Annotated in this window: 19 protein-coding genes and 2 pseudogenes; 15 read left to right on the forward strand and 6 right to left on the reverse strand. The window is 58.9% G+C overall.

Annotation, left to right across the window (positions count from 1 at the left end; all coding sequences use genetic code 11):
• Nucleotides 1-84: 84 nt before the first annotated feature.
• The 10 genes and pseudogenes from cehA (at nt 85) to JZY08_RS23070 (ending at nt 11,792) form a co-directional block, all read left to right on the forward strand.
• A complete protein-coding gene (gene cehA, locus JZY08_RS23025; protein ID WP_032490241.1) occupies nt 85-2,469 on the forward strand; it encodes a carbaryl hydrolase CehA in 2,385 nt (794 codons plus the stop codon).
• The gene (locus JZY08_RS23030; protein ID WP_054944279.1) at nt 2,466-2,921 is read left to right on the forward strand and encodes a hypothetical protein; all 456 of its coding nucleotides are present in this window, start codon (nt 2,466-2,468) and stop codon (nt 2,919-2,921) included. Before cehA ends, JZY08_RS23030 begins: the two co-directional genes overlap by 4 nt.
• 308 nt (nt 2,922-3,229) lie before the next feature.
• Nucleotides 3,230-5,221, forward strand: coding sequence for a TonB-dependent receptor (locus JZY08_RS23035; RefSeq protein WP_032490242.1), 1,992 nt, complete (start codon nt 3,230-3,232; stop codon nt 5,219-5,221).
• 104 nt (nt 5,222-5,325) lie between these two features.
• The gene (istA, locus tag JZY08_RS23040; RefSeq protein WP_032490240.1) at nt 5,326-6,846 is read left to right on the forward strand and encodes an IS21-like element ISRsp3 family transposase; all 1,521 of its coding nucleotides are present in this window, start codon (nt 5,326-5,328) and stop codon (nt 6,844-6,846) included.
• Nucleotides 6,836-7,615, forward strand: coding sequence for an IS21-like element ISRsp3 family helper ATPase IstB (istB, locus tag JZY08_RS23045; protein ID WP_006955904.1), 780 nt, complete (start codon nt 6,836-6,838; stop codon nt 7,613-7,615). The genes istA (JZY08_RS23040) and istB (JZY08_RS23045) overlap by 11 nt, the downstream gene beginning before the upstream one ends.
• A 90-nt stretch (nt 7,616-7,705) precedes the next feature.
• A pseudogene (locus JZY08_RS23050) lies at nt 7,706-8,269 on the forward strand (alkene reductase); the annotation flags it as partial.
• On the forward strand, nt 8,266-9,033 hold the full coding sequence (locus tag JZY08_RS23055; RefSeq protein WP_253204095.1) for a pirin family protein: 768 nt from the start codon (nt 8,266-8,268) through the stop codon (nt 9,031-9,033). The pseudogene JZY08_RS23050 and the gene JZY08_RS23055, both read left to right, overlap by 4 nt.
• Nucleotides 9,034-9,132: 99 nt before the next feature.
• Nucleotides 9,133-9,864: an SDR family NAD(P)-dependent oxidoreductase gene (locus JZY08_RS23060; protein WP_216331785.1), complete on the forward strand. Its 732-nt coding sequence runs from the start codon at nt 9,133-9,135 to the stop codon at nt 9,862-9,864.
• 160 nt (nt 9,865-10,024) lie between these two features.
• Nucleotides 10,025-10,642 (forward strand): isochorismatase family protein, encoded by a 618-nt coding sequence (locus JZY08_RS23065; protein ID WP_216331786.1) that lies wholly within the window; start codon nt 10,025-10,027, stop codon nt 10,640-10,642.
• A gap of 247 nt (nt 10,643-10,889) precedes the next feature.
• A complete protein-coding gene (locus JZY08_RS23070; RefSeq protein WP_210205684.1) occupies nt 10,890-11,792 on the forward strand; it encodes a LysR family transcriptional regulator in 903 nt (300 codons plus the stop codon).
• Nucleotides 11,793-12,233: 441 nt separating this feature from the next.
• On the opposite strand, the gene JZY08_RS23075 is transcribed toward JZY08_RS23070, so the two are convergent.
• Entirely contained in the window at nt 12,234-13,574 is a 1,341-nt protein-coding gene (locus tag JZY08_RS23075; protein ID WP_253204096.1) for a recombinase family protein, read from the reverse strand.
• Nucleotides 13,575-13,692: 118 nt separating this feature from the next.
• On the opposite strand from JZY08_RS23075, the pseudogene istA (JZY08_RS23080) reads away from it, so the two are divergent.
• Together istA (JZY08_RS23080) and istB (JZY08_RS23085) are read left to right on the forward strand one after the other, a co-directional pair.
• Nucleotides 13,693-15,252: pseudogene (gene istA, locus JZY08_RS23080) on the forward strand (IS21 family transposase).
• Nucleotides 15,194-16,099, forward strand: a complete 906-nt coding sequence (istB, locus tag JZY08_RS23085; RefSeq protein ID WP_246669768.1) for an IS21-like element helper ATPase IstB — start codon at nt 15,194-15,196, stop codon at nt 16,097-16,099. Before istA (JZY08_RS23080) ends, istB (JZY08_RS23085) begins: the two are co-directional and overlap by 59 nt.
• A gap of 132 nt (nt 16,100-16,231) precedes the next feature.
• On the opposite strand, the gene JZY08_RS23090 is transcribed toward istB (JZY08_RS23085), so the two are convergent.
• The 5 genes from JZY08_RS23090 to JZY08_RS23110 form a co-directional block, all read right to left on the reverse strand.
• Complete coding sequence (locus tag JZY08_RS23090) at nt 16,232-17,398, reverse strand: IS110 family transposase (protein ID WP_072495381.1); 1,167 nt, start codon at nt 17,396-17,398, stop codon at nt 16,232-16,234.
• 208 nt (nt 17,399-17,606) lie between these two features.
• Nucleotides 17,607-18,059 carry a recombinase family protein gene (locus tag JZY08_RS23095; RefSeq protein ID WP_253204097.1) on the reverse strand — a complete coding sequence of 151 codons (453 nt, stop codon included), beginning with the start codon at nt 18,057-18,059 and terminating at the stop codon, nt 17,607-17,609.
• A 79-nt stretch (nt 18,060-18,138) separates the two neighbouring features.
• Nucleotides 18,139-18,978, reverse strand: a complete 840-nt coding sequence (locus tag JZY08_RS23100) for a recombinase family protein (protein WP_216331787.1) — start codon at nt 18,976-18,978, stop codon at nt 18,139-18,141.
• A gap of 223 nt (nt 18,979-19,201) precedes the next feature.
• Nucleotides 19,202-20,194 (reverse strand): hypothetical protein, encoded by a 993-nt coding sequence (locus tag JZY08_RS23105; RefSeq protein ID WP_253204098.1) that lies wholly within the window; start codon nt 20,192-20,194, stop codon nt 19,202-19,204.
• 551 nt (nt 20,195-20,745) lie between these two features.
• Nucleotides 20,746-21,081 (reverse strand): hypothetical protein, encoded by a 336-nt coding sequence (locus JZY08_RS23110; protein WP_216331788.1) that lies wholly within the window; start codon nt 21,079-21,081, stop codon nt 20,746-20,748.
• Between the two features lie 681 nt (nt 21,082-21,762).
• Here JZY08_RS23110 and JZY08_RS23115 point away from each other — a divergent pair.
• From JZY08_RS23115 to istB (JZY08_RS23125), 3 genes are all read left to right on the forward strand, one after another.
• On the forward strand, nt 21,763-22,956 hold the full coding sequence (locus tag JZY08_RS23115) for a hypothetical protein (protein WP_216331789.1): 1,194 nt from the start codon (nt 21,763-21,765) through the stop codon (nt 22,954-22,956).
• 268 nt (nt 22,957-23,224) lie between these two features.
• Nucleotides 23,225-24,778: an IS21 family transposase gene (gene istA / locus JZY08_RS23120; RefSeq protein ID WP_111794918.1), complete on the forward strand. Its 1,554-nt coding sequence runs from the start codon at nt 23,225-23,227 to the stop codon at nt 24,776-24,778.
• An 18-nt stretch (nt 24,779-24,796) separates the two neighbouring features.
• A complete protein-coding gene (istB, locus tag JZY08_RS23125) occupies nt 24,797-25,549 on the forward strand; it encodes an IS21-like element helper ATPase IstB (protein ID WP_027677343.1) in 753 nt (250 codons plus the stop codon).
• Nucleotides 25,550-25,770: the final 221 nt, after the last annotated feature.

A 25,770-nucleotide genomic window follows, 5' to 3' on the forward strand; every position in this document is an offset into this window, starting at 1 on the left:
GTACATCATCCACGCCCACCCGGGTCACTTCTCAATGAAAATCCCGGGTCACTTCTCAGTGCAACTCAACAGGAAGGCGAAACGTTGGACCAACCATTCAAACCAGATCGTCGCCAACTTCTGGCAGGCGCAACATTGCTGCTGGGCGCCAGCCATTGGCCTGTCTTCGCCTCGACTGACGCAATTGAGCCGCAGCCGTACTTCGCGAGCGTGAAACGCGCGGTCGAGCAACTGGCCGCAATGGGGCAGCCGATTGCCGATGCGGATATGGCCAGGCTGGCGAGTCTGTTCTCGAGGGAAGATGCTGAGGCAGTTATTGCCGCCGAGGCGCTTCTCGAGCGCTATACACTCGCTAGGGTCACGCTCGACAAAGGCGGCATGGGCGCCGCTGCGTTAGGCGGAGCGAAGCGCCATTTGGTCGAGCAGGGATGGACCGCGTTCTTGGTGAGGGTCTCTAACCCATCATCGCTAACGCAGGCATTCGAAATTTACAGCGGCAGTGCGATGCCTGCGCGGATGTTCCCACAGGCCTCGAAGTTCGCCGCTGAGCAGAAGGCCTATCTTGCCGATACCGTTCGAAAGGAAGCCCTCATCGAACGAATGTGGCTGATGTCGCAAATCGAAGCTTCGCCAGTGCTGAGCGGCAATGTCGTGGAGTACAAGATCGCCACGATTTACAGCAGGGACCGGGGAAGAAAGACGGGCAGGTTGGGCTTTGGGGCAGGAATTTTGCAGGACAATCCTACCTGGGGGGCCGTAAGTCGCGCATCGGTAGCTAACCCGCTCGTAACCGATTTTGTCTCTCAACCATCTCGCGATATTCAGCTGCAGATCCTCGATGATGATGGTGTCGGCTGCATGGCATCGCTGATGATCCATGACGCCAATAAGCATATCTATCCGCCCCAGGTGATGCGCCTAGCACCCGACCTTGCGTTTCAACCCCACATATATCGAGCCGATGGCGAGACCGTCCGCCTGCCAGACGGCGAGTATCATATAATGGTCCGTAGGGGGCCTGAGTATCTGGTGCAGCGCGCCACCGTTCGCGTTTCGGCGAGCGACGCACGAATAGCGGTGCGGCTCAAACGATGGATCGATCCGGCGAAATGGGGCTGGTACTCTGGCGACACGCATCTCCACGCCGCAGGTTGTGCTCATTATATGTTGCCTACCGAAGGGGTAGCACCTGAAACGATGATCCGTCACATAAGAGGCGAAGCTCTCTCCGTTGGCGAGGTCTTAACCTGGGCTGGAGGTTATTCCTACCAGAAGCAGTTCTTTTCCGGTGCTGCGATCAGTCCCGAGGCGCGGCTCGAACATCCTCAACTGCAGGCTGCTAACAACGCAGACTGGAAGCCCATGCCCACGCCGAAAGATCGAGAGAGCATGCTCCGCTACGATCTCGAGATCTCGGGTTTTCCGTCAAGTCTTTCCGGGCATTTGATCCTGATGAGACTTAAGGAGCTTAGCTACCCTGGTACGCACGCGGTGGAGGACTGGCCATCTTGGAATCTCCCGGTGGCGAAATGGGCGAAAGCCCAAGGAGCACTGGTAGGATACACCCATTGTTCATTTGGTATGATAGTCGGCACCAACGCTCTACCAAATTACGAAATTCCAACTTTCAACAGCGTCGGCACGAACGAAGCGATTGTTGGCGTGACCCACGGCGCGGTCGATTTCTTGGCAGGTTGCAATGGTCCCCCTGCTGCTGAGCTCAATGCGTGGTATCATCTGCTCAACTGCGGTTACACGCTGATGATGGCAGGCGAGACGGATTATCCGTGTATCGTGCCTTCGGTCGACTCTCGGCCGGGGATCGGACGCACCTACGTGAAGTTGCCACAAAGGCCAGTGGACGATGCGGGTTACAGCGCCTGGGTGGACGGTCTTGAGAATGGCCACCTCTACTGGGGTGACGGCAGAACGCATTTTCTACATTTCACGGTGAACGGGCGGGAGAGTGGCAAGCAGCCCCTCGCATTTGTCCGCGCTAGTAACGTCAGGGTGAGCGCCACGATAGCCGCGATGCTCGAACTGACTCCATCGCCTGAGACGGTGCAGAACGCCTCGGAAGAGCCGTGGCACATCGAACATGCGCGGATCGGCAACAGCCGTAAGGTAGCGGTCGAGCTTATCGTCAATGGCGTGGCGGTGAAACGCCAGGAAATGCTTGCCGATGGCTCGCTCCAGCAGATCTCCTTCAAGGAGAAGATCGACCGCAGTTCCTGGATCGCAATGCGGGTGCTTGGGTCCGGCCATACCTATCCCGTATTCGTCACCATCGGAAACAAACCGATCCGTGCTTCGCGGCGTAGCGCCGAATGGCTACGCACCTGCGTGGATGCGCTCTGGAATGAGAAGCACAGTTTGATCCGCGATACGGAACTGGCCGACGCGGCCGCGGCATATGATCATGCGCGCCAGACTTATGATCGGATCATCGCCGAAAGCGACTTAACGTGAAGTGGATCGCCTGGCCGCTCCTGCTCATGGCCTCGGTTGCCGGCGCGCAGGACCATCACCAGCATCACAATGACAAGTCCGAAGCGCTCGGGCAGGATGCTCATATCGTCGTGACCATCAATCCGGAGGCGCGCGTAAGCGCGGCCCTACACCAGCCCTTACCGCTCCAACCGAAATGCGGCGATGCGAGAGACTTCAGCGTCGAGATCATCAATCAGGGCTTCGTAACAGCGCCGTTGCGTGCCGCCATCATTGATGGAGCAGGCGACCGTGTCGCGCTTCATATGGATGTGCAGAAGCTCAGTGGCAGGGCGAGGGATCTCCGACGGCTGCACCTTACCCCTCTTGATCAGCGCGCTTCCGACGTGACAGTTGCGTTCAGCCTCGATCACAATGTTGGTGATCAAGGTAAGCGTGATCGCGTACATATCCTGATGCGGTGTAGGCCTTAGCTTCAACCCGATTTTTGTCCATGCCTGATCCCTTCCGGCCCATGGCGGAGGAGTCAGGATCCGCAGTCTGGCAAGAGACGACGCGCCTTGACCCAGCTCAAGCTAACGTTCCCTTCAGCACAACTGAAACGTCGCTCGCGCACAAGCCATAAAGGTGCTGGCCGGATAATACCTGTATCGATCGATGGAAGTTCGAGAATAGGTTCATCACGCGCACTGCCGACCGATACGGTGGGGGCGGTCCGCCCTGCCTCGGCCGAACGACCTGTCGATCCAACACAGGCGAAATTAAGCGGGGGAAGACCGACATGCGCAGCTATTTATTGATAAGTGCTTCGATCATATTGCCGGGTCTCGCAAGCCCGTCAGTTGCTCAGGCCCTATCGGGTAATGCTGAAACGGCATCTTCAATTTCTGATGCAGATGGAGACAGCGCCGAAATCGTCGTGACAGCCTCGCGCCGCAGTGACAGTGTTAAAAACACGCCGATCGCTGTCACGGCTATCGGCGGAGATGCGCTGAGGGAAAATCAAATCGCCAACCTGGCAGATCTAGCTTCTTCCACTCCGAACATCCAGATCAGCACCTCGTTCAACAACGCCAACATCGCGATCCGAGGTGTTGGCAACAGCCAATTCGCGGCGGGTTCGGATGCCGGCGTGGCTGTCCACTCCGATGGTGTCTATCTCGGCCAATCGGTGTTGGCGCTGGCAACAATGAACGATGTCGAACGTGTGGAAATTTTGCGCGGTCCCCAAGGAACTCTGTTCGGTCGCAACGCGACCGGCGGCGCGATCAACATCATCCCCAAACGTCCGACGGAAGATCTTCATTATGGCGTCGAAGCATCGTTCGGCCTCGATCCCGCGATGGTGCGCAGTTCGGCCTATGTCAGCGGCTCCGTCGTCGAGGGGCTGCGCGGACGCCTGTCGCTCAGCCAAAATTATAACAAGGGTTATACCAAGAATCTCGTTGCGTCCTCGGGCTCCAGTGCGGTGCCGTCCAGGCTGGACGATGCGGACAGCGCTTCCATTCGCGCCCAGCTCGAAGCTGGAACGGGAGCGTTCGTCACGAGGCTGTCGCTCGAATATATGAAGGATAAGGGGGCCGGTCCCTCTATATGGCTGACGGGCACACCAAGCGGCGTGTTGCCTCCGGTCGTTGCGAACACGCCGTTGGGCAATCTCGATAAGCGTCAGGTTTATAACAATTACGGTTACAAGAATAATGAGGCAAAATTTGCCACGCTCATATCGACGCTCGACATAGGGCAGGGGCAGATCAAGGCGACTGCCTCATATGGAGAGACGCGCATTGAGACCCTGACGGATGGAGACGGTACCGCTGTCGACCACACGTCGACCTACGCGCTGAATAACGCCAAGCAAACGTTTGGAGAGCTCATTTACGCATCGGATCCAGCACGGCCGTTGGGCCTGATTCTCGGCGCGAACTATTTCCATGAGCGCTCGTCGCAGGCCTTCTCAATACCGATCAGCACCCTGCCGCCGCCTCTCGATGTCCTGGGTCCGGTCGTTTATGATGCTGGTGCATCCTCGCTCAAGTCTACGTCCTATGCCGCCTTCGGACAGGCGCAATACAAGATCTCTGATGCGTTTCGCGTTTTCGCGGGCCTGCGCTATTCTCGCGATCGGAAAGCAATCGAGAATTATAGCAATTTTGGCGTGTCTCCGGCCGCAGGTCGCGAAAGCTGGAGCCGTACGACATATGAGTTAGGTGCTTCGCTGAAGGTGAATGCGAACGTCACTGGTTACGCAAAATACGGCACGGGTTATAAGGGCGGAGGGTATTCTGCCGCTGCTAATGCGATTGCGTTCAACCCCGAGACCAATACAAATATGGAGATAGGCCTCAAGGGGAACTATCTCGGGGGCGCCCTGCAGGCGAATCTGGCGGGCTTCCACATGAAGTATAAGAATTTACAGGTAAATCAGGCCGTGGGCGCCGTCGTTCTAGTCACAAATGCGGCCCGTGCGACGATAAATGGTTTTGAAGCGGAGCTGAAAATTCGCCCGGTCCAAGCTTTTCGTGTCGATCTGAATGCTTCTTGGTTGGATGCTAGGTTTGACGATTTTTTCTCACGCGATGACTCGCGCCCTACTTTCTTGCCAGACACTAAGATCATCAACGGTATCCCAGTGCAAGGAATAGATCTTGAAGATAACAGGCTTCCTACCGCACCTAAATATGCCGTCAGTGCTGGTGCCTATTACGACATATCGATAGATTCTGGCCTTGTTACTGTGGGCGGGCGCTATGATTGGAAGTCACGTTGTTGAGTTGCACTGAGAAGTGACCCGGGAGGGTTATAAGTTTTCACTGAGAATTGACCCATGTTTTCCTCGCCCCTGGCTGACAGTCAGGAGGCATCGGAGTGATCGACATGGACCTACTCAGTGTGATCCGCCGCTGGCATTTTCGGCAAGGCATCCCCATTCGCGAGATCCGGCGGCGGACTGGATTATCGCGCAACACGATCCGCAAATATCTGCGCGATGACGCGGTGGAGCCGACGTTCAAGGTTCCCAAACGGCCGAGCAAGCTTGATCAGTTTGCAGAAAAACTGACGACGTGGCTGCGGGTGGAATCTGGCAAGTCGCGCAAACAGAAGCGAACAGCCAAGCAGCTACATGCAGATCTGGTTAAGCTGGGCTACGAGGGATCATACAGCCGTGTTGCCGCCTTCGCCCGCTCGTGGAAGACCGAACGCCAATATGAAAAGCAAACCAGTGGGCGCGGCACATTCGTACCGCTGATCTTCCAGCCCGGTGAGGCCTTTCAGTTCGATTGGAGTGAAGATTACGCCCTTCTGAATGGCCGGCCTACCAAGCTGCAGGTGGCCCATACCAAGCTCTCCCACAGTCGGGCGTTCATCACGCGAGCCTATCTGCTGCAAACGCACGAGATGTTGTTCGACGCACTGACGCAGGCCTTCCGGGTGCTGGGCGGCGTGCCTCAGCGTGGAATATTCGACAATATGAAGACGGCTGTAGACCGGATCGGCCAGGGCAAAGTCCGACAGGTCAATGCGCGGTTCGCTGCCATGGCCAGCCACTACCTGTTCGAAACGGATTTTTGCAATCCGGCCTCAGGCTGGGAGAAAGGTCAGGTCGAGAAAAACGTTCAGGATGCGCGTCGACGGTTATGGCAGCCAATGCCCAACTTCCCAGATCTTGATGCCCTCAATGCCTGGTTGGAAGAGCGGTGCATCGCACAATGGGGAGAAATCCAGCATGGCGTCCTCCCCGGCACAGTTGCCGATGTGCACGCCGTTGAGATTATCAGCCTGATGCCGATGGGGCGGGCCTTCGATGGCTTTGTCGAACATACCAAGCGCGTGTCGCCGACCTGCCTGATCGCGTTCGAGCGCAATCGCTATAGCGTTCCTGCATCCTTTGCGAACCGGCCAGTGAGCCTGCGGGTCTATCCTGATCGGTTGGTCATCGCGGCCGAGGGGCAAATCTTGTGCGAGCACAACCGGATTATCGACCGTTCTCACCAGAAGCCGGGGCAGACGATCTATGACTGGCGGCACTATCTGGCAGTTGTTCAGCGCAAGCCTGGCGCTTTGCGCAATGGGGCGCCATTCCTCGAAATGCCCGAAGCCTTCCGGCAACTGCAGGGGCATCTGCTCAAGCGGCTCGGTGGTGACAGGGAGATGGTCGAAATCCTCGCCCTTGTTCTACAGCATAACGAACAGGCTGTGCTCAGCGCCGTCGAACTGGCCCTCGAAGCTGGGGTGCCGACCAAAACCCACATCCTCAATGTTCTGCACCGCCTGATCGATGGCAAGGCTCCACCGGCATCCCCAATCGATGCCCCGCAGGCCCTGCGCCTCGCCCAGGAGCCTGTTGCCGATGTCGAACGCTACGACACGCTGAGGGCGTTACGCCATGCGTCATGATCCGGCCAGCGCCGCTGTGGTTGTCATGCTACGTGGCCTCAAAATGTATGGCATGGCGCAAGCCGCTGGTGATCTGATCGAGCAGGGCGCGCCAGCCTTTGATGCTGCCGTTCCGATCCTCTCACAGCTTCTCAAGGCGGAGATGTCCGAGCGGGAGGTCAGGTCCATTGCTTACCAGATCAAGGCAGCCCGGTTCCCGGCCTACAAGGATCTGGCAGGCTTCGACTTTGCCGTCAGTGAGGTCAACGAGGCGCTCGTGCGTCAACTTCACCGTGGTGACTTTATGGATAGCGCCGACAACGTCGTACTGATCGGCGGACCAGGCACCGGCAAAAGCCACATCGCGACGGCTTTGGGCGTCCAGGCGGTTGAGCATCACCGCAAAAAGATCCGCTTCTTCTCCACCGTCGATCTGGTCAATGCGTTGGAGCAGGAAAAGGCCGCAAACAGAGCGGGCCAGTTGGCCGAGCGTCTGTTGCGCCTCGACCTCGTCATCCTTGATGAGCTGGGATATCTACCCTTCAGCCCTTCAGGCGGGGCCATGCTGTTCCATCTGCTCAGCAAACTCTATGAGCGGACCAGCGTTGTTATCACCACCAACCTGAGCTTCAGCGAGTGGTCCAGTATCTTTGGCGATGCCAAAATGACCACCGCCCTGCTGGATCGCCTCACGCATCATTGCCATATCCTTGAAACCGGCAATGACAGCTTCCGCTTCAGAGCCAGTTCCGCCGCCCCAAAATCCAGAAAGGACAAATCACCCGCTTGACCCTGCTCGTCGCAGGCAGTACATCATCCACGCCCTCCCGGGTCACTTCTCAATGAAAATCCCGGGTCACTTCTCAGTGCAACTCAACACCATGGGGCCAGCGGCTATCTGATCCAGCAGTTCTTCGCTCCCAATGCCAACCTTCGCACCGATGCCTATGGCGGCGGCATTGAGAATCGTGCCCGTTTCGCCATAGAGGTGGCCCGGGCCGTGGCGGAAGAGATCGGCGCGGAGCGCACCGGCATCCGCCTTTCGCCCGGCGCGACGCTCGGTGGCCTCGACGAGGGTGCGGAAGGGCCGGACCTCTACCGCTATCTCGTGCGCGAACTGAATAAGCTGGGATTGGCCTTTGTCCACATCATGCACTTCGGAAACGAGGCGCTGCTCGCGGATATCCGCAGGTTGTGGGATCAGGCGCTGATTCTCAATCGCCCTGATCGTGCGCTCGAAAACGTCGGTTCGGACGTGAAGTCTGGGCTCGCCGATCTGGAAGCCTACGGCCAGTTTGTCCTGTCGACGCCCGATTTCGTCGAGCGGCTCAAGATCGGTGCTGCGATGAACGTGCCCGACCGCGGCAGCTTCTACGGCGGCAGCCCCGACGGCGCGGGCTATATCGATTACCCGACGTTATCCGAAATGGCGGGTGCGAAATGACCCTCGTCAAGGAAATCTTACCCGTCAAACTCGATCGCAGCATGAAGCGTGGGCACCGGGCAGGGGCATTCGGGATCGAGATCCTCTTTCCCGGTGTGACGCTTGGTCAGGGCGACAGCGGCATCGGTGCGATCGGTCGGATCGATCACGCGCGGATCGGGCCGGGAGGATTCATCGCGATGCATCCGCACCGCGATGATGAGATTTTGACCTATATGCGGGCCGGCACCATGCTGCACCGCGACACGGTCGGTAACGAGGAAGCGCTGACGAAGACCCGGCTGATGCTGATGAATGCTGGACACACGTTCCAGCACGAAGAAAAGATGACGGGAACCGAGGACATCGAATGCCTCCAGATCTTCATCCGCCCACGTGATCCGGATCTGGAACCAATGGTGCAGTTCCATGACTTCCCCGAGGAGGTCAGCCTTGATGAGTGGCGGTTGATCGCTGGTCCAAAGGGCGAGGCGCCGCTGGAACTGCGAGCCGCCGCCTGGGTACACGACAGCCATCTGTCCGCCGGCGGCTCATTGGCGTTGCCCGACGCGCCGGTCTCCGGCGCGACACGGCTGCTGTATGTCTTCGCGGGCCGCGCATCGGTCGGGACAACCACTCTGGTCGAGGGCGAAAGCCTGGTGCTGGACGACAAGGCCCAGGTGATCGAGGCTGAGGTCGACACCGATCTCGTGCTGTTCACCACCGACACCGCCGCGCCGGTCTTCAAGGGCGGCATGTTCAGCGGGAATGTCCTTTCCCGCTGAACCGACAAAACTACACGTGCCGATCGCGAGGCTTGGCCCGCCTGCCATCCAGCCCTCGACACGTCTTCCTCTCAACCCGATTTTCGAAGGAGACGTACAATGACCCAAGGAACCGCCGTCATTACAGGGGCCGCAAACGGCATCGGCCAGTTCTATGCAAAACGGCTTGCCGCCGACGGATTCGACATCGCCGTTGCCGATGTCGCCGAAGCCAATGCCACCCGCGCCATCGTGGAAGCCGAGGGGAGGAAGTTCTACTCGGCCGTCGTCGACGTGACCTCGCCGGACTCGACGCTTCAGTTCGCCGCTGCCGTCGAGGCGGCGCTGCCGCCGGTGACGGCGCTGGTCAACAATGCCGGAATCTACCCCTGGAAATCGTTCGAGGACACGGATTTCGCCACATGGAAGAAGGTGCTGGGCGTCAATCTCGACGGCCCCTTCCTGATGAGCAAGGCCTTCCTGCCGGGCATGAGGGCGCGCAAATACGGCCGCATCGTCAATGTCGCCAGCACGACCTTCTGGCTGAACGCGCCGCAGATGACGGCCTATATCGCCAGCAAGGGCGGCGTCATCGGCTTCACCCGCGCGCTGGCCAGCGAGATCGGCGCCGACGGTGTCACGGCCAACGTTATCGCACCCGGCCTGACGAACACAGCAACGATGCGGGGTGTAAACGAGGATATCTTCGAATACCTCCCCAAGCAGCAGGCCATTCCCCGCGTAATCGAGCCCGAGGATCTGGTGGGTGTCGTCTCCTTCCTCTGCTCGAAGGACTCCGGTTTCGTCACGGGCCAGACCATTGCGACGGACGGGGGACAAGTCAGAATCTGAGCTAAAATCTAGGCCCTTATGTTGGTGGCTCTTTCTGATCGTTCGGGCCGCGATCTTGGAGTTTGCGACTGCCGCCTGTTGAAAGCCTCTCCATCTTACTCTTCGCATTCAAGCGAACGAAACCCGGCCAGGGCGCCGGATCACCAAAGGAGAAATCATTATGAGCTACGACCGCCTTACACCGGAAAATGCCGCTGTCCTTTTTGTCGACCATCAGACCGGCCTGTCGAACGGTGTTCAGGACCAGAGCCTCCCTGAATACCTGACTGCCGTTGCCGGACTGGTGAAGTTCGCCAAGGCTTTCAAGCTCCCCGCCATCATTACGACAAGCGCCAGCGATGGACCGAACGGCCCTGTTCTGCCGGTGATCACCCAAACGCTTCCTGACGCTCCGGTCATCTCTCGTCCCGGCGAGATCAATGCCTGGGACAATGCCGAGTTCGTCGCCGCCGTCGAAAAGACTGGCCGCAAGAAACTGATTGTGGCCGGTGTATCCACCGAGGTCTGCGTCGCCTTTGTCGCGCTGTCGGCGATCAAGGCCGGCTATGACGTCTATGCGGTGATCGACGCTTCTGGCACCTGGAACAAGCTTGTTCAGGAGGTCGCAGTGGCGCGTATGGTGCAGGCCGGCATCAAACCGATCACCTGGGTCGCTGTCGGTGCCGAGCTGCAAGGCGACTGGCGTAACGCTACCGGTCAGGATCTCGCACAGATCATGGGCGAGCATCTGCCCTTCTACGGCAATCTCGCTGCCAGCTTCTTCGCTGCAAAAGGCTGAGGCTCCAGATCCGAACACGTCAGTACGGTGTTCGGGAATCCCTTACACGCTTGCTGATCGTGACAAAGCAGAAACCATCCTGTCCGATGGCTTGGACAGGATGGTCAGCAACGGCATCGCGAGGGCAGCGGCATGGCTAAATCGCGCTTGCATCTCAGGCGTGGGGGGTGTTGCGCTGTTCATCAGGTGGGAACTGGTATAAAAATGACATCTGTCCACAAATTAACCCGCTGACGGAGCAATGTATGTGGCATTTCTGAATGACATGGCTCTCTTCGTCGAGGTCGTGAAGGCGCGCAGTTTTCGCAGGGCGGCCGAAACGATGGGAATGCCCAACTCCACCCTGTCCCGCCGGATCGGCATGCTTGAGAAGGCGATCGGTCTGCGTCTGCTGCATCGCACGACGCGCCGGATCGAACTGACGGAAGCCGGCCAGATTTATTTCGAGCGATGCAAGCGGATCGTTGACGAAGCGAGGCTTGCCCACGAGCATCTCGGTGAAATGCTGGCTCAGCCGAGCGGTTTGCTGCGTGTCTCCCTGCCGGTGGATTTGGCGGTGACGTTCCTCGCTCCCCAAATCGCCGAATTCTCCCGGCGCTATCCAGGCATAAGCTTCGAGTTCGACCTGACGCCGCGCCGTGTAGATCTGGTGACCGAGCCCATCGATGTGGCAATCCGCATAGGAGAGCAGCCGGATTCTAATCTCATCGCCCGCCAGATCGCCGTTCTTCAGCGCTATCTTTACGCATCGCCCCGTTATTTGGAACTTTACGGCGAACCCAGCAGGCCAGCCGATCTGTCTGGCCACGAATGCCTGCGCATGCGGCCGTCCGCTAATATCTGGACGCTGCATAACGCAACAGAGACAGTCGACGTCACGGTCGGGGGTCGGTTCCAGCTCAACAGCATCGGAATGATGCGTCGCCTCGCTGCGCTGGATCTGGGCATCGTCATGCTGGTGGAAGAAATCGTCGCCGAGGACTTGGCCAGCGGACAGCTACGCCGCGTTCTACCAGAGTGGCAAGCTACGCCGGTTCCCGTCTATGCGGTTACCGAGACACGCTTGCTGCCGGCCAAAACCCAACGCTTTATCGAACTCCTGCGTGAGTGTACGAAGCAAAATCAGCCTATAGCTCAGCCTACCTCATAACTTTGAGACCACGGGGTAGGGCGTGAGTTGACCTTGCGCGACGCCGCAGGCAGGAACATTGCGCATCACGCCGCTGCAGCGCCAACTGCGACAAGGTGGTTCCCCTGCCGCAAGGCGGCATCCTCAATGTGCGTTTTGCACCACCCTTCCAGCCGCGGCGGATTCCACTGGTCCCGTTGGCCCTGATTACTTTGGCTGTTTGGCCCGTGGTGCGGCATTTGACACGACGGCCGGAACGGCTGCGCCATTGGGTCGAGGCATGGGGGAGGGTGATCTTGCCTTGCGGGTCCCCGTCGAAGGTCGGGATGAGATTGCCGCGGTAAGGGATTTCAATCGCGCTCGCGCTAGCGTAGGATATCTTCGTGAGAATTTTATTGAGTGCAACAGTCAGCATGTCTTCCAAACGCCGCCCATTCACAACCTAGTTGTGTTTCGCCGATCCTACGCTGCTGCACGAAGTAATTCTCCAGTCTCTACCCTTTTCAAATATAGTAGGATGGAGTGGAGGGGACAGGCCGAGCGCAAGTAAAGATTAAATCCTGCCCCCGCAACCACTGAAACTTGCAAATTCTCCCACTCGGGGAACCGCTCAAGCAGTTCCTCGCGGTAAATGTCGAGCATAATCTCTCTCTTCTCCTCGCTGTCGAGTTCACCGGCTTCCAGCCGCTCCACGAAGTCCTCGTGGATCTCCGAGATGAAGCGGCTCTTCATGTAGTCGAGCACGTCCATCTGCGCGAGGATCGAGGCGATCAGGCCGTGCACCTGCAGGCTTGCCGGCTGATGGCCCGGCGTCTTGCCGATCACGACTTTCTGGACGAGCTGTCGCACAATTGGCATCAGCATGCGCTTGGCTTCCTCGTTCTTGCCCTTGCGGGCCACCATCATGAACTGGCGCATGGCCATCTCCGTCTCTTCCGGATTATGCCGGCGGCGCAGTTCCTCGATCTTGGCGATCATGTCCGGGCCGCTTTCCGTGAAACTGGCGATCTCCATCTCAAGGATTTGTCGTTCTGCCTCCAGCCGGTCGAGCGTATCGTCGAGGGCCGGCAGGCGAGGGCGGCCTTCCGCCGCACGGTCGCTGATCTGCTGGATGATGTTTTGCTGCTTGCCCTCGAGTTCCGAGAGCTTGCGCTTCATCTGGTCGCGCTCGGCAAGCGGACGTTTGAGTTTTGCCGTCTCGTAGGCGATGCTCCGCTCGGATAGCGTGTCGAAGATGCCTTCGGCAAAGAAGGCTGCCGGCAGGCAGTCCAGTACACGGCTCTCCAGTTCCTGGCGAATGATCGTCTTGCTATTGCTGCAACATGCGCCGCCAAGTTCGTCGATCGGCAAGCGCTTCTTGCGGTTGGTGCAGCTATAGCGATCCTTGCCGGAAATCGCGTAGGGTCCACCGCACTCCTCGCATTCGAGGAGATGGCTCAGAAGATATTCCGGCCGGTGCGTGGCATTGAGCCGGTTGCTCTGTCCGAAGTCGAACAGGTCGCCGATCTCCTTTTGCCGGTCCTTGACGCGGCTCCACAAGTCGTCCGAAACGATGCGCATCTCGGGAACGTCCGTCACGACCCAATCCGAGCTATCGTTCGCGCGTGCAGTTCGGCGTTCGGTCTGCGGGTTCTTGCGGTACTGGCGCCGGTTCCAGACCATCCGTCCGATATAGCTCTCGTTGTTCAGGATGCCGGTACCACGGCCGACATGGCCACGGATCGCGGTATCGCGCCATTTGCGTCCGCGCGGACCGGGGATGCCTTCTCTGTTGAGGAGTTGTGCAATGTCACGCGGTGACATGCCTGTGATTAGGCATGGAATAAGGACCCCGCACATGGGGTGATCGGCGTCCAAACGGGACCCCCATCTGCAATGGGGTTACAACAGCCTCCGGTTTCATCGGAGGCTTTTTGTTCGGATGCTTATTGTGGAAACAATTCTGAAGATACGGCGGCTAGCCCATGTTCAGGGCAAGTCGATCAAGGCGATCTGCCGGGAGTTGGGCATATCGCGGAAAGTGGTGCGGAAGGTTTTGCGCACCGATGAGACGGAGTTCAAATACGAACGGACCCGTCAACCTCAGCCGAAGCTCGGCCCCTGGCGCGGTCAGCTCGATGGAATGCTCCTCGCCAATGAGGCCAAATCTTCTCGCGAACGGCTGACACTGATCCGGATATTCGAGGACTTGCGCGACCTCGGCTACGAGGGCGGTTACGACACAGTCCGGCGTTACGCCCGAACATGGGCGAAGGAGCGCGGGTCCGTGACGGCGCAAGCCTATGTGCCGCTCTATTACGCGCCGGGCGAGGCCTACCAGTTCGACTGGAGCCACGAGATTGTCGTGCTGAACGGCGTGACGACGACGGTGAAGGTTGCGCATATCCGGCTCTGCCACAGCCGGATGATGTATGTGAGAGCCTATCCGCGCGAGACGCAAGAGATGGTCTTCGACGCCCATGACAGGGCGTTCGCTTTCTTCGGCGGGGCCTGCACGCGCGGCATCTATGATAATATGAAGACCGCGGTGGAGACGGTCTTCGTCGGCAAGGAACGGCAATACAATCGCCGCTTCCTACAGATGTGCAGCCATTACCTGATCGAACCGGTGGCCTGCACGCCGGCGTCGGGGTGGGAGAAAGGCCAGGTCGAGAACCAGGTCAATCTGGTGCGCGAACGCTTCTTCACGCCGCGACTGCGCTTCAAATCCTACGATGAACTGAATGGCTGGTTGCTGGACAAGTGCATCAGTTACGCCCGCGCTCATAAGCACGTCGATCAGACGGAGCGCACGATCTGGGAGGTGTTCGATGCGGAGCGGCCGCACCTGGTCGGCTATCCCGGCAAATTCGACGGCTTCCACGCTGTGCAGGCCTCGATCGGCAAGACCTGCCTCGTGCGTTTCGACAACAACAAATACTCGGTACTGTCTACGGCAGTCGGCCGCCCTGCCGAGATACATGCCTATGCAGATCGCATCGTCATCCGGCAGGATGGCGTGGAAATCGGCCAACACGATCGCTGCTTCGGCCGTGGCGAGACGATCTATAATCCCTGGCATTACGTGCCGGTCCTGACCCGCAAACCGGGAGCACTGCGCAACGGTGCGCCGTTCCACGACTGGGTTTTGCCCGCCGCCATGGAGAAGGTGCGCCGCCGGCTGAAGGCAATGCATGACGGCGACCGGCAGATGGTGTCGATCCTCGAATGCGTGGGCCTGGACGGGCTCCCCGCCGTCGAAGCGGCCTGCCAGGAGGCGATCGATCAGGGCGTGTTCTCGGCCGCCGTCATCATCAACATTCTGGCCCGCAAGCGTGATCCGCAGCCGGCCGCCATCCTTTCCATCCCCGATGCGCTTCGCCTGACCCATGAGCCTCTGGCCGACTGCGCCCGTTACGACAGCCTGAGGAGGGCAAGCTGATATGGAACGATCCCAAATCCTCGACATGATGGGCACGCTGAAGCTGTTCGGCATGCGTAGCGCCTATGACGAGATCATGGCCTCCGGCATCAAGCGACAGCACGAACCGCCGCGCATCGTCGGTGACCTGCTTCAGTCGGAGATCGCCGAGAAGCAAGCGCGCTCCATCAAATACCAAATCACCGTCGCCAAACTGCCGCTGGCCAAGGACATCGACGACTTCGACTTCACCGACACGCCGGTCAACGAAGGCCTGGTGCGCCAACTCGCAACCGGGGCCTTCCTCGCCGAGCAGCACAATATCGTTCTGGTCGGCGGAACCGGCACGGGAAAGTCTCACCTGTCCATCGCCCTTGCTCGTGCTCTGATCCGCAATGGCGCACGCGGCCGCTTCTTCAACGTCGTCGACCTCGTCAATCGGCTCGAGACGGAGGCACGTAGCGGCAAACAGGGACGGCTGGCCGACTTCATCACCAGGCTCGACTTCGTCATCATGGACGAACTGGGCTATCTCCCATTTGCCCAGGCGGGCGGCCAGCTCCTCTTCCACCTCATCAGCAGGCTCTACGAGCGGACGTCCATCATCGTCACGACGAACCTGGCCTTCGGCGAGTGGCCGGCCGTATTCGGCGACGCCAAGATGACCGCCGCTCTGCTCGACAGGCTCACCCACCATTGCGAGATCGTGGAAACCGGGAACGAATCCTGGCGCTTTAAAAACCGCTCTCAAAGCTCACATGAGGATTTCGTCGTCAAGATCAATCATCGTTTCATAGCGTGCCCCTTCGATTTCGTATCGAACCCATGGTCTGAGCCACCTTGCTTGACGCGGCACGTTTCCTTCACCGGTTCAAACTCACATACGGTCGCCGTTTTGTCCGGCAGCACCATTATCCCGCTTGCGTAGCGGCAAGGCTCAGGAGAACGGGACCAATCTAAAGCGCGGCATTTGAAGCCCGACTTCGAGGCGGTTCGCTCACCTGGATCCGCCAGGAGTGATCAGTCCTGGAAGATTGTGTGTTCGGCAATTTTTTGGTTGTCAGGCGGTCTTCATGACAGCCCCCTCGATGAGAACACCCGCAGTGACAAATTTCCACAGTGCGATAAGGAGTTTGCGCGCCAAGGCAACTATCGCGGCTTTCTTTAAGCGTCCACCATTCGACTGAACCCGATCCACAAACCAACGGCTGAGCGCTGATGCTGGCTGATTGCGTAGCCACAGCCACGATAGTTGGATCATCGTAGTGCGCAGCCGAGGGTTCCCTGCCTTTGAGACACCCTGCTCGTGGTCGATGGTCCCGCTCATCCATGGGGTTGGTGTCAAACCGGCATAGGCGGCAATCTGCCGCCTATTATCAAAATGCCGGGACAGGGCTTCGGTCCAAAGAACGGCGGCAAATTCAGCGCCAACACCCTTCAAGGACAGCAGCATCGCTGCGGGCGAGGTTGCCTCAACCGCTGGCTGGTCCTCCATCGATAGAAGAGAATTACGCTCGCTCTCCACTGCAGCGATCTGCTCTAGCAGCAACTCGAGACGGTCGAGTTCCCGATTGATTTGAGCCTTCAAGTGTTTCGGTAACTCACGCCCATCTCCAGTCTGAAGCTCCTCCAGCCGCTGACGGCGATCTTTACGGAGCGGCTGATAGCCGCTGACGCCTTGAGTAAAGAGTAGCCCCTTCACGCGATTGACATGCCTGACCCGCTCAGCAATCAAAACTTTGCGTTCCCGGCAAATCCGACGCCGATCTTCGTCACTCGGATCTGGCGCTCTGACCATCGCACATACGCGTGGCTCGCCGCGCTTGAACGCGAGCAATGTGCGCGTCAGAGCCTCTCCATCGATCTTGTCGGTCTTAGCACGCCGACGTCGACGGGAAGTCGCGATCGAAGCTGCGTCGACGACGTAACTCTCGATGCCGTGAGCCTCCAGCACGCGGTGTATCCAGAAGCCGTCCAATCCTGCCTCCTGGATCGTTACGATGGGAAATAATTTCCCTGTTCTCAATCGCGCCTTCTGCTGTAGCTGCTCAAATCGTTCCAGCAACTCGGCTACATTGCCACCGGCCACTACATGCTTCGACATCTTCTCGCCGCTGCCTGGCGACAACGAAGTGATCAACCAGGTCGATCGGCTCAGTTCCAATGACACAAAAATTGCGCCAAGATCGATGCGGACAGCGGTCGGTTGAATGGATGCAGGTTCCATAAACTGCTCCTCCTGAGCGAGTGTTTAGATGCAACCTCACTCTGCCAGAGCGGCGGCCGCTGTTCACTCCTCATGGGATCTAAAGCCGAAAAGACAAACAACCCGCGCCCGCAGGCCCTTGCGCTAAATGGAGAGCCCCGGGCCTACGCGCGCTGACCCGATGCAACTAGAGGCAGGGGTCCCTTTTGGGAGCCGATAAGGGGTCCCGTTACGACGCCGATTGACACTTCTTCACCGCCGTCTTCATGCCCTCACGGGTGCGGTAGCGGATCTGCTCGACCAGTTCATGGCTGAGCGTGGAGCGCATATGCAGCTCCATATGGCTGATCTCCTGACCAGCCTGCACGGTCCAGATCGCCGTGTCGTGGTAGTTGAGTTCCTTGAGGATCTTCGAGCTATGCTCCACGTCGCGCGACAAGCGATCAGCCGTGACGCAGAGGACCACGTCGATCCGCTCGCGCTTCACATGAGCCAGGACCTGCTGGATGCCCGGACGCGATGTGAAGGAGGTCCCGCTGATAGCAGAATCCGCATAGGTCTCCACCAGCTTCCAGCCTTTGTTGGCGACGAAGGCCTTGCCGAGTTCGACCTGTGTCTCGATCGATACCTCGTTCTGGCGGTCGGTGGAGTAGCGGGCATAGAACAGAACGGTCTTGGTCATGGTCTGAATTCCGTCTCAAACAATATCATGGGGAACACTGGCCGGGAGCGCCGGCCAGTGTGATGTCTGGGCAAAAAGCTTACGGCGTTCCCACAGGGCCCCGCGCCGCCAAACCCTGGCGTAGCTTCACGCGCCTCCAGAGTTCATCGCTGACGATTCGCGTCGCATAGGCGCTGTCGTAATTACGACCCGGTACCCAGGACCGGCCGATATAGATCTCGTTATTGAGAATGCCGGTTCGCCGATTGCGGTCACCGCGGATGGTGGTGTCACGCCACTTGCCGCCACGAGGGCCCGGGATGCCTTCAGCGTTCAGGGCTTCCGCGATCTTTGCCGGCGACATTCCGTCCGCATACATCCGGAAAATCCGACGGACGACCTTGGCACATTCCTTATCGCCGGCCTTAAACCCGAACACATACGTTCCATTGGAATCATAGGCGCCGGTGTAGCGGTAGCCGTAGGGAAGCGGAACAAGATCGTTAACGTCATAGAGGCCATCAGGCATCTCCTCGAAATACTGAAAACCTGCAAGCGGCTTTCCCGGATCGTTGCAATAATAGCCAATCAGATCCTTGGTCTGGATCCGGATACCGGGATCTGCCGCCCATAGCTCCATGCCGTTCACTGTGAGATCATGAAGCAGGCGTGCTGCATCGGGAAGACGCGAGCAGAGACGATCTAGCGTATGGCATAGGACGATATCGCTCGATCCGAACTCAATCTCGTTCAGAAGCTTATGAACACCGGGCTGTGCGGTGAACACAACTTCGCCGATGTCTTCGTCACGGCAGATCAGTTCCAGTTTCCAACCGTTCTTCCGCATGAAGATCTCGGCGAAATGGCGCTGCGAATCGGCGCAGGCGGTGCGCAGCGTATCGGCCGAGTTGCGGAGGTAGAGCAGGACTTTCTTGGTCATGGGGGCTCCTAGGCCTTCAAAAATGACTTGGGGGACATGTTAGCCTGGCGCGGATCGCTTGGGAGCCCGCGCCACCCGCCGGTCCATCATGGTCCGGCGGTGGTGCGTGATGGGGGCAGCGTCGAGCGAGCTGCCCTTGCGTGTCGAAGCGTATCGGGGACTGGGGGCGAGATGATCTTGCGCGGCAATTATTGCCGCGATCACGCTCGTCGCGCTGACGTCGCTAGTGCCCCATCGCCGCGCGATAGGCGGCGGCCGCGTCGGTGTTGCCGGCAATACGGTTGTCCGAACGAGGCATCAGGATCTGATCCTCGACGTTCTCGCGGCTGCCCAGCCAATACCAACCCGTCTCATTGGGCCGAATTACAAACACCTCGTGCGGCGTGATCTTCACCCGCGCCGCATTGGTCTCGGCCTTGATAGCCTCGTGGAAGAGCCGGTCGAGCTTGGAACTCGCACCCTTCTTGGGCGCCGGCGTTCTGGAGGCAATCTTCGAGGGCGCGATGCGCTTGGTCAGAACAAGAACACGACTGACCTTCTTGCGGCGGCCTTTTGCGTCGTCGATATCGATGACGACACCGCGGCTGAGAACATCGCAGAAGACGCAGCCGCTCACGGCGACGGCGTGCGTGCTGAGAAACACGACGCTGGGATGGTCGCGCTCCACGCCGGTGCGGCTCTTCAGATAGGCGGCGAGCGTCGGCTGATCAGAAAACCAGCGCCACTGGCCGACATATCCAAGCAAACGTAAAGCCTGCTCGATCTCGTTACCCTGCGTGTGTCTGATCGGCGGGGTGTAGGAGAAGTCGAGCCAGCCTGCGCCGTAACGCACCTGGCGGACGGCATCGGCAGCCTGAGACACGGTCACGCCGGTGAGGGAGGCGATGACGACGGTCCCGGGATAGAGGCGAGACCTGGTATCCTTGATGGCGTCGTTGAGGTAGCGGGGTTTGATTGCTCCGACATCAGGTCGCGGTTCGGTCGCCGCCGGTTTGGCCGGAGCACTTGCGCGCCGTGCGAGTTCCGCCTGAATGCTGCGCGCAGCGCTCGTCTTGCCGAAAGGGAACGCCAGAACATTACTCTGGCGATCGCCTTCAGAGCGCGCGCGCTTGGAGGTCTCTTCCTGCGAGGGAGGGGTAGGGGTATGCGACATGATGGCTCCTTTCGTGAGCAGATCTTCGTCGTCGTCGACGAAGATCCGCGCGCAGGGCGTCATCGCGCATGCGGCCGGTGCAGAACCCCGAGGCGGGTGTCCGGCACACAAGGTCTCCTGACGGTGGCATAATGGTGCCATCAACATGACGGTAATCGAACATGGGCGCCTCCTTCCGTTCCTTGGACTGGCCTGGGTTGAACATCGCTGCCTGCCACTAATCACAGGCGTTATGTTTTAGCAAGTATCTGTAATCGTTGAGGTAATTTGAGTGAATTAAGGGACATTCTCAAAATGGGACACGCCATCTCGTTGAAAAAACGAGACTTGCTCCTGAGCGGCGATCGGCACTTACGCACTGGTAACCACTCGATTCGGTTTGGTGTTGCGCAAATGCAACGGTTTAGAGCCGGCATCTGAAGTGAGGCACCGATCGCACAAGCTGATCAGCATCAGGCCCAGCGCGTGAACCCTCTGGAAATCCGATTCAGAATCGAACGGCGTTTTATGAAGTAACGGGGGGAAACGTGTCAGAACTTGCAAACGCCGTCAGGCGTTGACCGGCACCTATTGATGGAAAGGTCGAGATCGACGCAGAGCAGGCCGACGCCGCCTCAAGCGTCCCGATCGGGATCCTCGGGATGGAGAAGGTGGACCTTGCGACGAAACGGCCAATCGCCTGTGTGGTACTTGGCGACGAGTTCCTCGAAGACGAGGTCAGACTCCCGCTCGTCAAATCCCTGCTCTACAAGCATCCTGACCACCCGGTCCTGAAAATCCTCCAGCACCTCTTTCGCGTCCCTGGCCGCCATGCTGGAAATCGTCATGAAGAGCGCCGTGCGGGCAATATCGTCCCGATTCGGACGCCTTGCCTTGCGATCGGCGTCACGCAACTTTTGTTGACGCTCGCGCTGCTCGCGATTGCGGTCCTCTTCTGACTTTCTGGCCATGATGCCACTCCCATACGCCCTGCGGCCTCCTTGCCAGACCAGCGTCTTATCGGCAACGCCGCTTGTGCTGGAATCAGAAATCCCGGCTCGTGAATCGGAAATCCACGGTTCGGAATCGCGGATGCGCAACTTGAGATGACCTGCGGGGACGTTGAGGTAGATCGAGACGACGTGCGGGGACGAAACGGCGTTTGCGGAATCAAGGCTTCACAGCTCTGAATCGGAAATCCGGAAACCGGAATCAAAAATGCGCAATTTGTCTCGATGTGCGGGCACGTTGAGATGACATACCGGCACATTGAGACGATGCCTGCCAGATTGTCTGCTTCGCCGGATATCGCTCATCTGCGCGCCGTATCGTGCTTTCCGCTCCAGGCGGCGGTTCCTGCCACGCCCTGTTACCGGGAGTGTTTGTCCGAGGCCTGAAGCGACTGATTGCGGTCTGAATCCGGGGGAAGCGGTGATTAAGTATCAATAAAAGTAGAAAATAATTTTGTGATGCTGGAATATGGTTAATTTGAGCAATAATTGAAATATTAATTGTATATATGAAAGCAAATAATGAGGCTTTACTTGAGTGTCACTTGGTGTCCGATTTGACAATTACTGGTGATGCGGTGACCATATGTGTGTTCGATGTTTGTGTCGAACGTATAGTATGAGTAACCAGTGAGGTTTATCGTGAGTGCATCCAAGTTTGTCCTGCCTGCCGCCTTCGCCCATCACTATGAAAAGCTTGGGATCGCAGATCCGGCTCTTCGTGACCAGCTCGAAATCGCTGCCGGGAATATCTCTGATCTCGGCCGCCGCACGACCGAGCAGAGCTACCTTCTCGGGGAGCATCTTGTTGCCGCTTCTGGACTGCTCCCCGACGGCCTCTTTGACAAGTGGGTCAAGAGGCGGTGCAGCTTGGCCGCCCGCACTGCGAGGGCCTACATGTCCGTCGCGCGCAACCTCGGCGATTACCGGGATGATCTGGTCGACCTGTCGGCCAGCCCTACGGTCATGTTCCATCTGGCGCACGCGCCGCACGACAAGATCCGCGAGGTGATCGCCCATTGCGAGGAGCATGGCCGTCTCCGCGTGCTCGATGTGAAAACCATCCTGGGGGGTGGAGAGGAGGGCAAGGTCAAGACTGCCCGCGGTAACCTCCATGGAGCAGGGGGTGTGACCGGCCTGAAGGCGCTGATCGCGGTCAAGACCCGTGATGGTCTGAAGATGTTCGTGGTGCATATCGAGGTCATTGTGCAGGCCATCAAGGTGGCGCTGGAACAGAAGCGGGTGATCAAGGAGGCGCTGGCCAGGGAGGTTGAAGATCTCGCTCGTGTCGCGCGCATGGAACTGGAGAGCCTGGCGCAGTTCGTGGAACCGGACAGCGACCTGCGTCGCCATCCGCGCTCGACCCAGTTCCCGAAGGAGACCGAGTGGGCGGTGGTGAACGAAACGCTGCAGAAGCTTGGGCTCTTCGACACCTGGCCGAAATCCAAGGAATTGCCCGGTTGGCTTCGCGATGAGGTCTTGCCGGTCCTTGAGTGGTCGATCTCGAAGGAGCGCAAGCCGAAATGGCCGCTCGCGCAGTCGGTAGAGAAGATGGTCTTCGTCGACGATATGGTCGAGCTGACTCCTGAAGCAGCAGAAGAACGGGCCACGGATCAGGCCGAAACCTCGGTCGAGACCAATCTGGATCGCCTCACGGAGCGATTCGGCGAAACGCTTGAGCGGGCGACAGGCGGGCTGATGGTCGTCAGCCGCGAAACACCCAAGCTCCGCAAGCAGGTCGTGGCGGTTCCGCCGCTGGCAGCGGACGATGCGGCAGACGGTTTGAACGAAACCCTCCAGGATGAAGTTGCATCCGCACCGGCGGTGACCGCATAAAGCGTCCGAGATGCTGGAAGGCCGATTGATCGGCCTTCCAGCCAAACCTTCAAGGGCCACTTGTCGGCCCTTTGTGCGGGTTTCGGTAATTCGCGGACAGGGATTCCATTAAATCCCGGACAGCGATTTCACTAAATCCGGGACAGCATTTCCGCTAATTCCCGGACAGCGATTCCGGTAAATCCCGGACAGTCTTTCGGCATAAAGATCGACTTTCGCACGCGCCGTTTTGCCATTCTGGACCTCGATTTGAACGAGGGGCTGATGAATGGCGAGACGGAAGCAGGTGAGACTTACTGACGTGAAGGACATTCGATCGATATTGCGACTGACGCACGAACAGGGGCTTTCGGTTCGTGCGATATCGGAACGGCTGAAGATCAGCAAAACGACCATTTCGACCTACCTGCTGCGGGCGCGTGAGGCCGGGCTGACGGGCTGGCCGTTACCGCCTGGGCTGGACGATGATGGCATTCTGCAGCGCCGCCTGTTCCATCGTCGCGGCCGTCCGCCCCAGGACATGCACGAACCCGACTGGGGCAAGATCGCCAGTGAATTGAAGCGGAAGGGCGTGACACTGACGCTGTTGTGGCAGGAATATCGCGAACGGCACCCCAACGGTTACGGATACACGTGGTTCTGCGAGCGGTTTGCCGCTTTCGAGCAGCGCGCCAGCGCCACCTTCCGCAATCGCCACACTGCCGGCGCGGCGATGCAGACCGACTACGCCGGCCAAACCGTCCCGGTGATCGATCCGGCGACAGGCGAAATCCGGCTGGCGCAGATCTTCGTCGCGGTTCTGCCAGCCTCCTTGTACACCTTCGCCTATGCAAGCTTCACTCAACGGTTGCCGGACTGGATCGAGGGTCAGCAGCGGGCGCTGGGTTTCTTCGGTGGCGTGACGAAAGCCATCGTCTGCGACAACCTCAAGGCCGGCGTTGCCAAGCCCTTGTGGTTCGAGCCGACCATCAACGCCACTTTTGCGGCATTCGCCGAGCATTACGACACGACGATCCTGCCGACCCGTCCGAAACGGCCGAAGGACAAGGCCAAGGTCGAAGGCAGCGTTCTCATCGTCGAGCGCTGGATCCTGGCGCGGCTGAGAAACGACCGTTTCTTCAGCCTTGTCGATCTCAACGTGCGGATCAGCCAGCTTCTCGACGATCTCAATAGCCGGCCGATGCGCCGGGTTGGCAAATCCCGCCGGCAGCTCTTCGAGGAGATCGAGCAAGACGCGCTTGCGCCCTTGCCGGCAACGCCATTCGAATATTCCGAATGGAAGTCGGCAAAGGTTCATCCCGACTACCATGTCGAGGTCGACAAGGCCTTCTATTCCGTGCCGCACCGCCTGATCGGCCGCCAGGTCGATGTCCGGCTTACAAGCCGGATCGTCGAGATCCTCCATGATCACCAACGTGTCGCCAGCCACCGCCGGACGTCGCAGCGGGGCGGTCATGTCACCGTCAACGAGCATATGCCGAAGACACATCAGCATTATGCCAACACGACGCCTGCGAGCCTCATCAAGCAAGCTGCAAAGATTGGCCGCAACGCTGCAATCCTGATCGAGCGGCTGATGCGCGATAGACCTCATCCTCAGCAGGGATACCGCGCCGCTCAAGGCGTTCTATCGCTCGCGCGCCGGTACGGCCCCGAGCGTCTGGAAGCGGCGTGCGATCGGGCACTGACGATCAATGCGCTCAGCTATTCCTCCGTCAGCACCATCCTCAAATCCGGTCTCGATCAGGCCCCGCCTGGTGCTGAGCCAGTCAAGCCCACCCCGGTGCATGGCAACATCCGCGGCAGCTCCTATTACCAGTGAAGAAAGGAAGATACTCACATGCTCACACATCCAACCCTCGACCAGATGCATGCGCTCGGCCTATCCGGCATGGCGGCAGCATATCGCGACCTGGCCAATCAACCTGAGGGCAGCGATCTCAACCGCGATGAATGGCTCGGCCTGATGCTTGATCGGGAGATGGCCGTGCGCGGCGACAAGCGACTGACCAACCGGCTTGCAATCGCCAAACTGCGTTTCCCCGATGCTTGCATCGAGAACATCGACTTCGCCGCCCCTCGCGGCCTCGACCGCCGACAGCTCCTCTCGCTTGCCCAAGGCGAATGGCTCAAGGCCCATGAGCACTTGATCCTGACCGGACAAACGGGAACGGGCAAAACATGGCTCGCCTGCGCCATCGGACGGCAAGCGGCCCGCCTCGATTATTCCGTTCTCTATGTCCGCATGCCCCGTCTCTTCGAGGATTTGGCGCTAGCGCGCCTCGACGGGCGGTTTCCCCGATTGGTCGACAAGCTCGCGCGTGTTCAATTACTCATCCTTGATGACTGGGGAACCCACGCGCTCAGCGATCAGCAGCGGCTCGATCTCCTGGAAATCTTCGAAGAGCGCTACCGCCGGAAATCCACTCTGATCACCGCCCAGCTTCCCGTCGCGCAGTGGCACGAGATGATCGGCGAACCAACGATCGCTGACGCCATCCTCGATCGTATCGTCCATAACGCCCATCGAATTGCGCTCGAAGGAGACAGCATGAGGAAGCAAAAACCAAGACCGCTCTTGACCGAAGCGTAAAACGCCGAAATCAATAACCAATGACATCAACCAGGCGAACGAAAGTCGATCCCGCGAGACTGTCCGCGATTTAGTGAAACGACTGTCCGGGATTTACCGGAATCGATGTCCCGTTAATCCGAAATCCGCACCTTTGCTTTGCCCGGCTTCGGCCTTGAGTTTTTTTTGGGGCCGCGGGCGGGCGTTCGAACCTCGGCGGATAGCCAGACCGAAGCGACCGT

The organism is Rhizobium sp. X9, from assembly GCF_018873185.1.
GTDB lineage: Bacteria > Pseudomonadota > Alphaproteobacteria > Rhizobiales > Rhizobiaceae > Agrobacterium > Agrobacterium oryzihabitans.

Excerpts from the sequence above, each read along its gene's own strand:
- JZY08_RS23055 (WP_253204095.1), top strand. The coding sequence starts at position 8,266 with ATGACCCTCGTCAAGGAAATCTTACCCGTCAAACTCGATCGCAGCATG.
- istA (WP_111794918.1), top strand. The coding sequence starts at position 23,225 with ATGGCGAGACGGAAGCAGGTGAGACTTACTGACGTGAAGGACATTCGA.
- JZY08_RS23060 (WP_216331785.1), top strand. The coding sequence starts at position 9,133 with ATGACCCAAGGAACCGCCGTCATTACAGGGGCCGCAAACGGCATCGGC.
- istB (WP_027677343.1), top strand. The coding sequence starts at position 24,797 with ATGCTCACACATCCAACCCTCGACCAGATGCATGCGCTCGGCCTATCC.
- JZY08_RS23110 (WP_216331788.1), bottom strand. The coding sequence starts at position 21,081 with ATGGCCAGAAAGTCAGAAGAGGACCGCAATCGCGAGCAGCGCGAGCGT.
- JZY08_RS23095 (WP_253204097.1), bottom strand. The coding sequence starts at position 18,059 with ATGACCAAGACCGTTCTGTTCTATGCCCGCTACTCCACCGACCGCCAG.
- istB (WP_246669768.1), top strand. The coding sequence starts at position 15,194 with ATGGAACGATCCCAAATCCTCGACATGATGGGCACGCTGAAGCTGTTC.
- JZY08_RS23035 (WP_032490242.1), top strand. The coding sequence starts at position 3,230 with ATGCGCAGCTATTTATTGATAAGTGCTTCGATCATATTGCCGGGTCTC.
- JZY08_RS23090 (WP_072495381.1), bottom strand. The coding sequence starts at position 17,398 with ATGGAACCTGCATCCATTCAACCGACCGCTGTCCGCATCGATCTTGGC.
- istA (WP_032490240.1), top strand. The coding sequence starts at position 5,326 with ATGGACCTACTCAGTGTGATCCGCCGCTGGCATTTTCGGCAAGGCATC.
- JZY08_RS23065 (WP_216331786.1), top strand. The coding sequence starts at position 10,025 with ATGAGCTACGACCGCCTTACACCGGAAAATGCCGCTGTCCTTTTTGTC.
- JZY08_RS23100 (WP_216331787.1), bottom strand. The coding sequence starts at position 18,978 with ATGACCAAGAAAGTCCTGCTCTACCTCCGCAACTCGGCCGATACGCTG.
- JZY08_RS23105 (WP_253204098.1), bottom strand. The coding sequence starts at position 20,194 with ATGACGCCCTGCGCGCGGATCTTCGTCGACGACGACGAAGATCTGCTC.
- JZY08_RS23075 (WP_253204096.1), bottom strand. The coding sequence starts at position 13,574 with ATGTCACCGCGTGACATTGCACAACTCCTCAACAGAGAAGGCATCCCC.
- istB (WP_006955904.1), top strand. The coding sequence starts at position 6,836 with ATGCGTCATGATCCGGCCAGCGCCGCTGTGGTTGTCATGCTACGTGGC.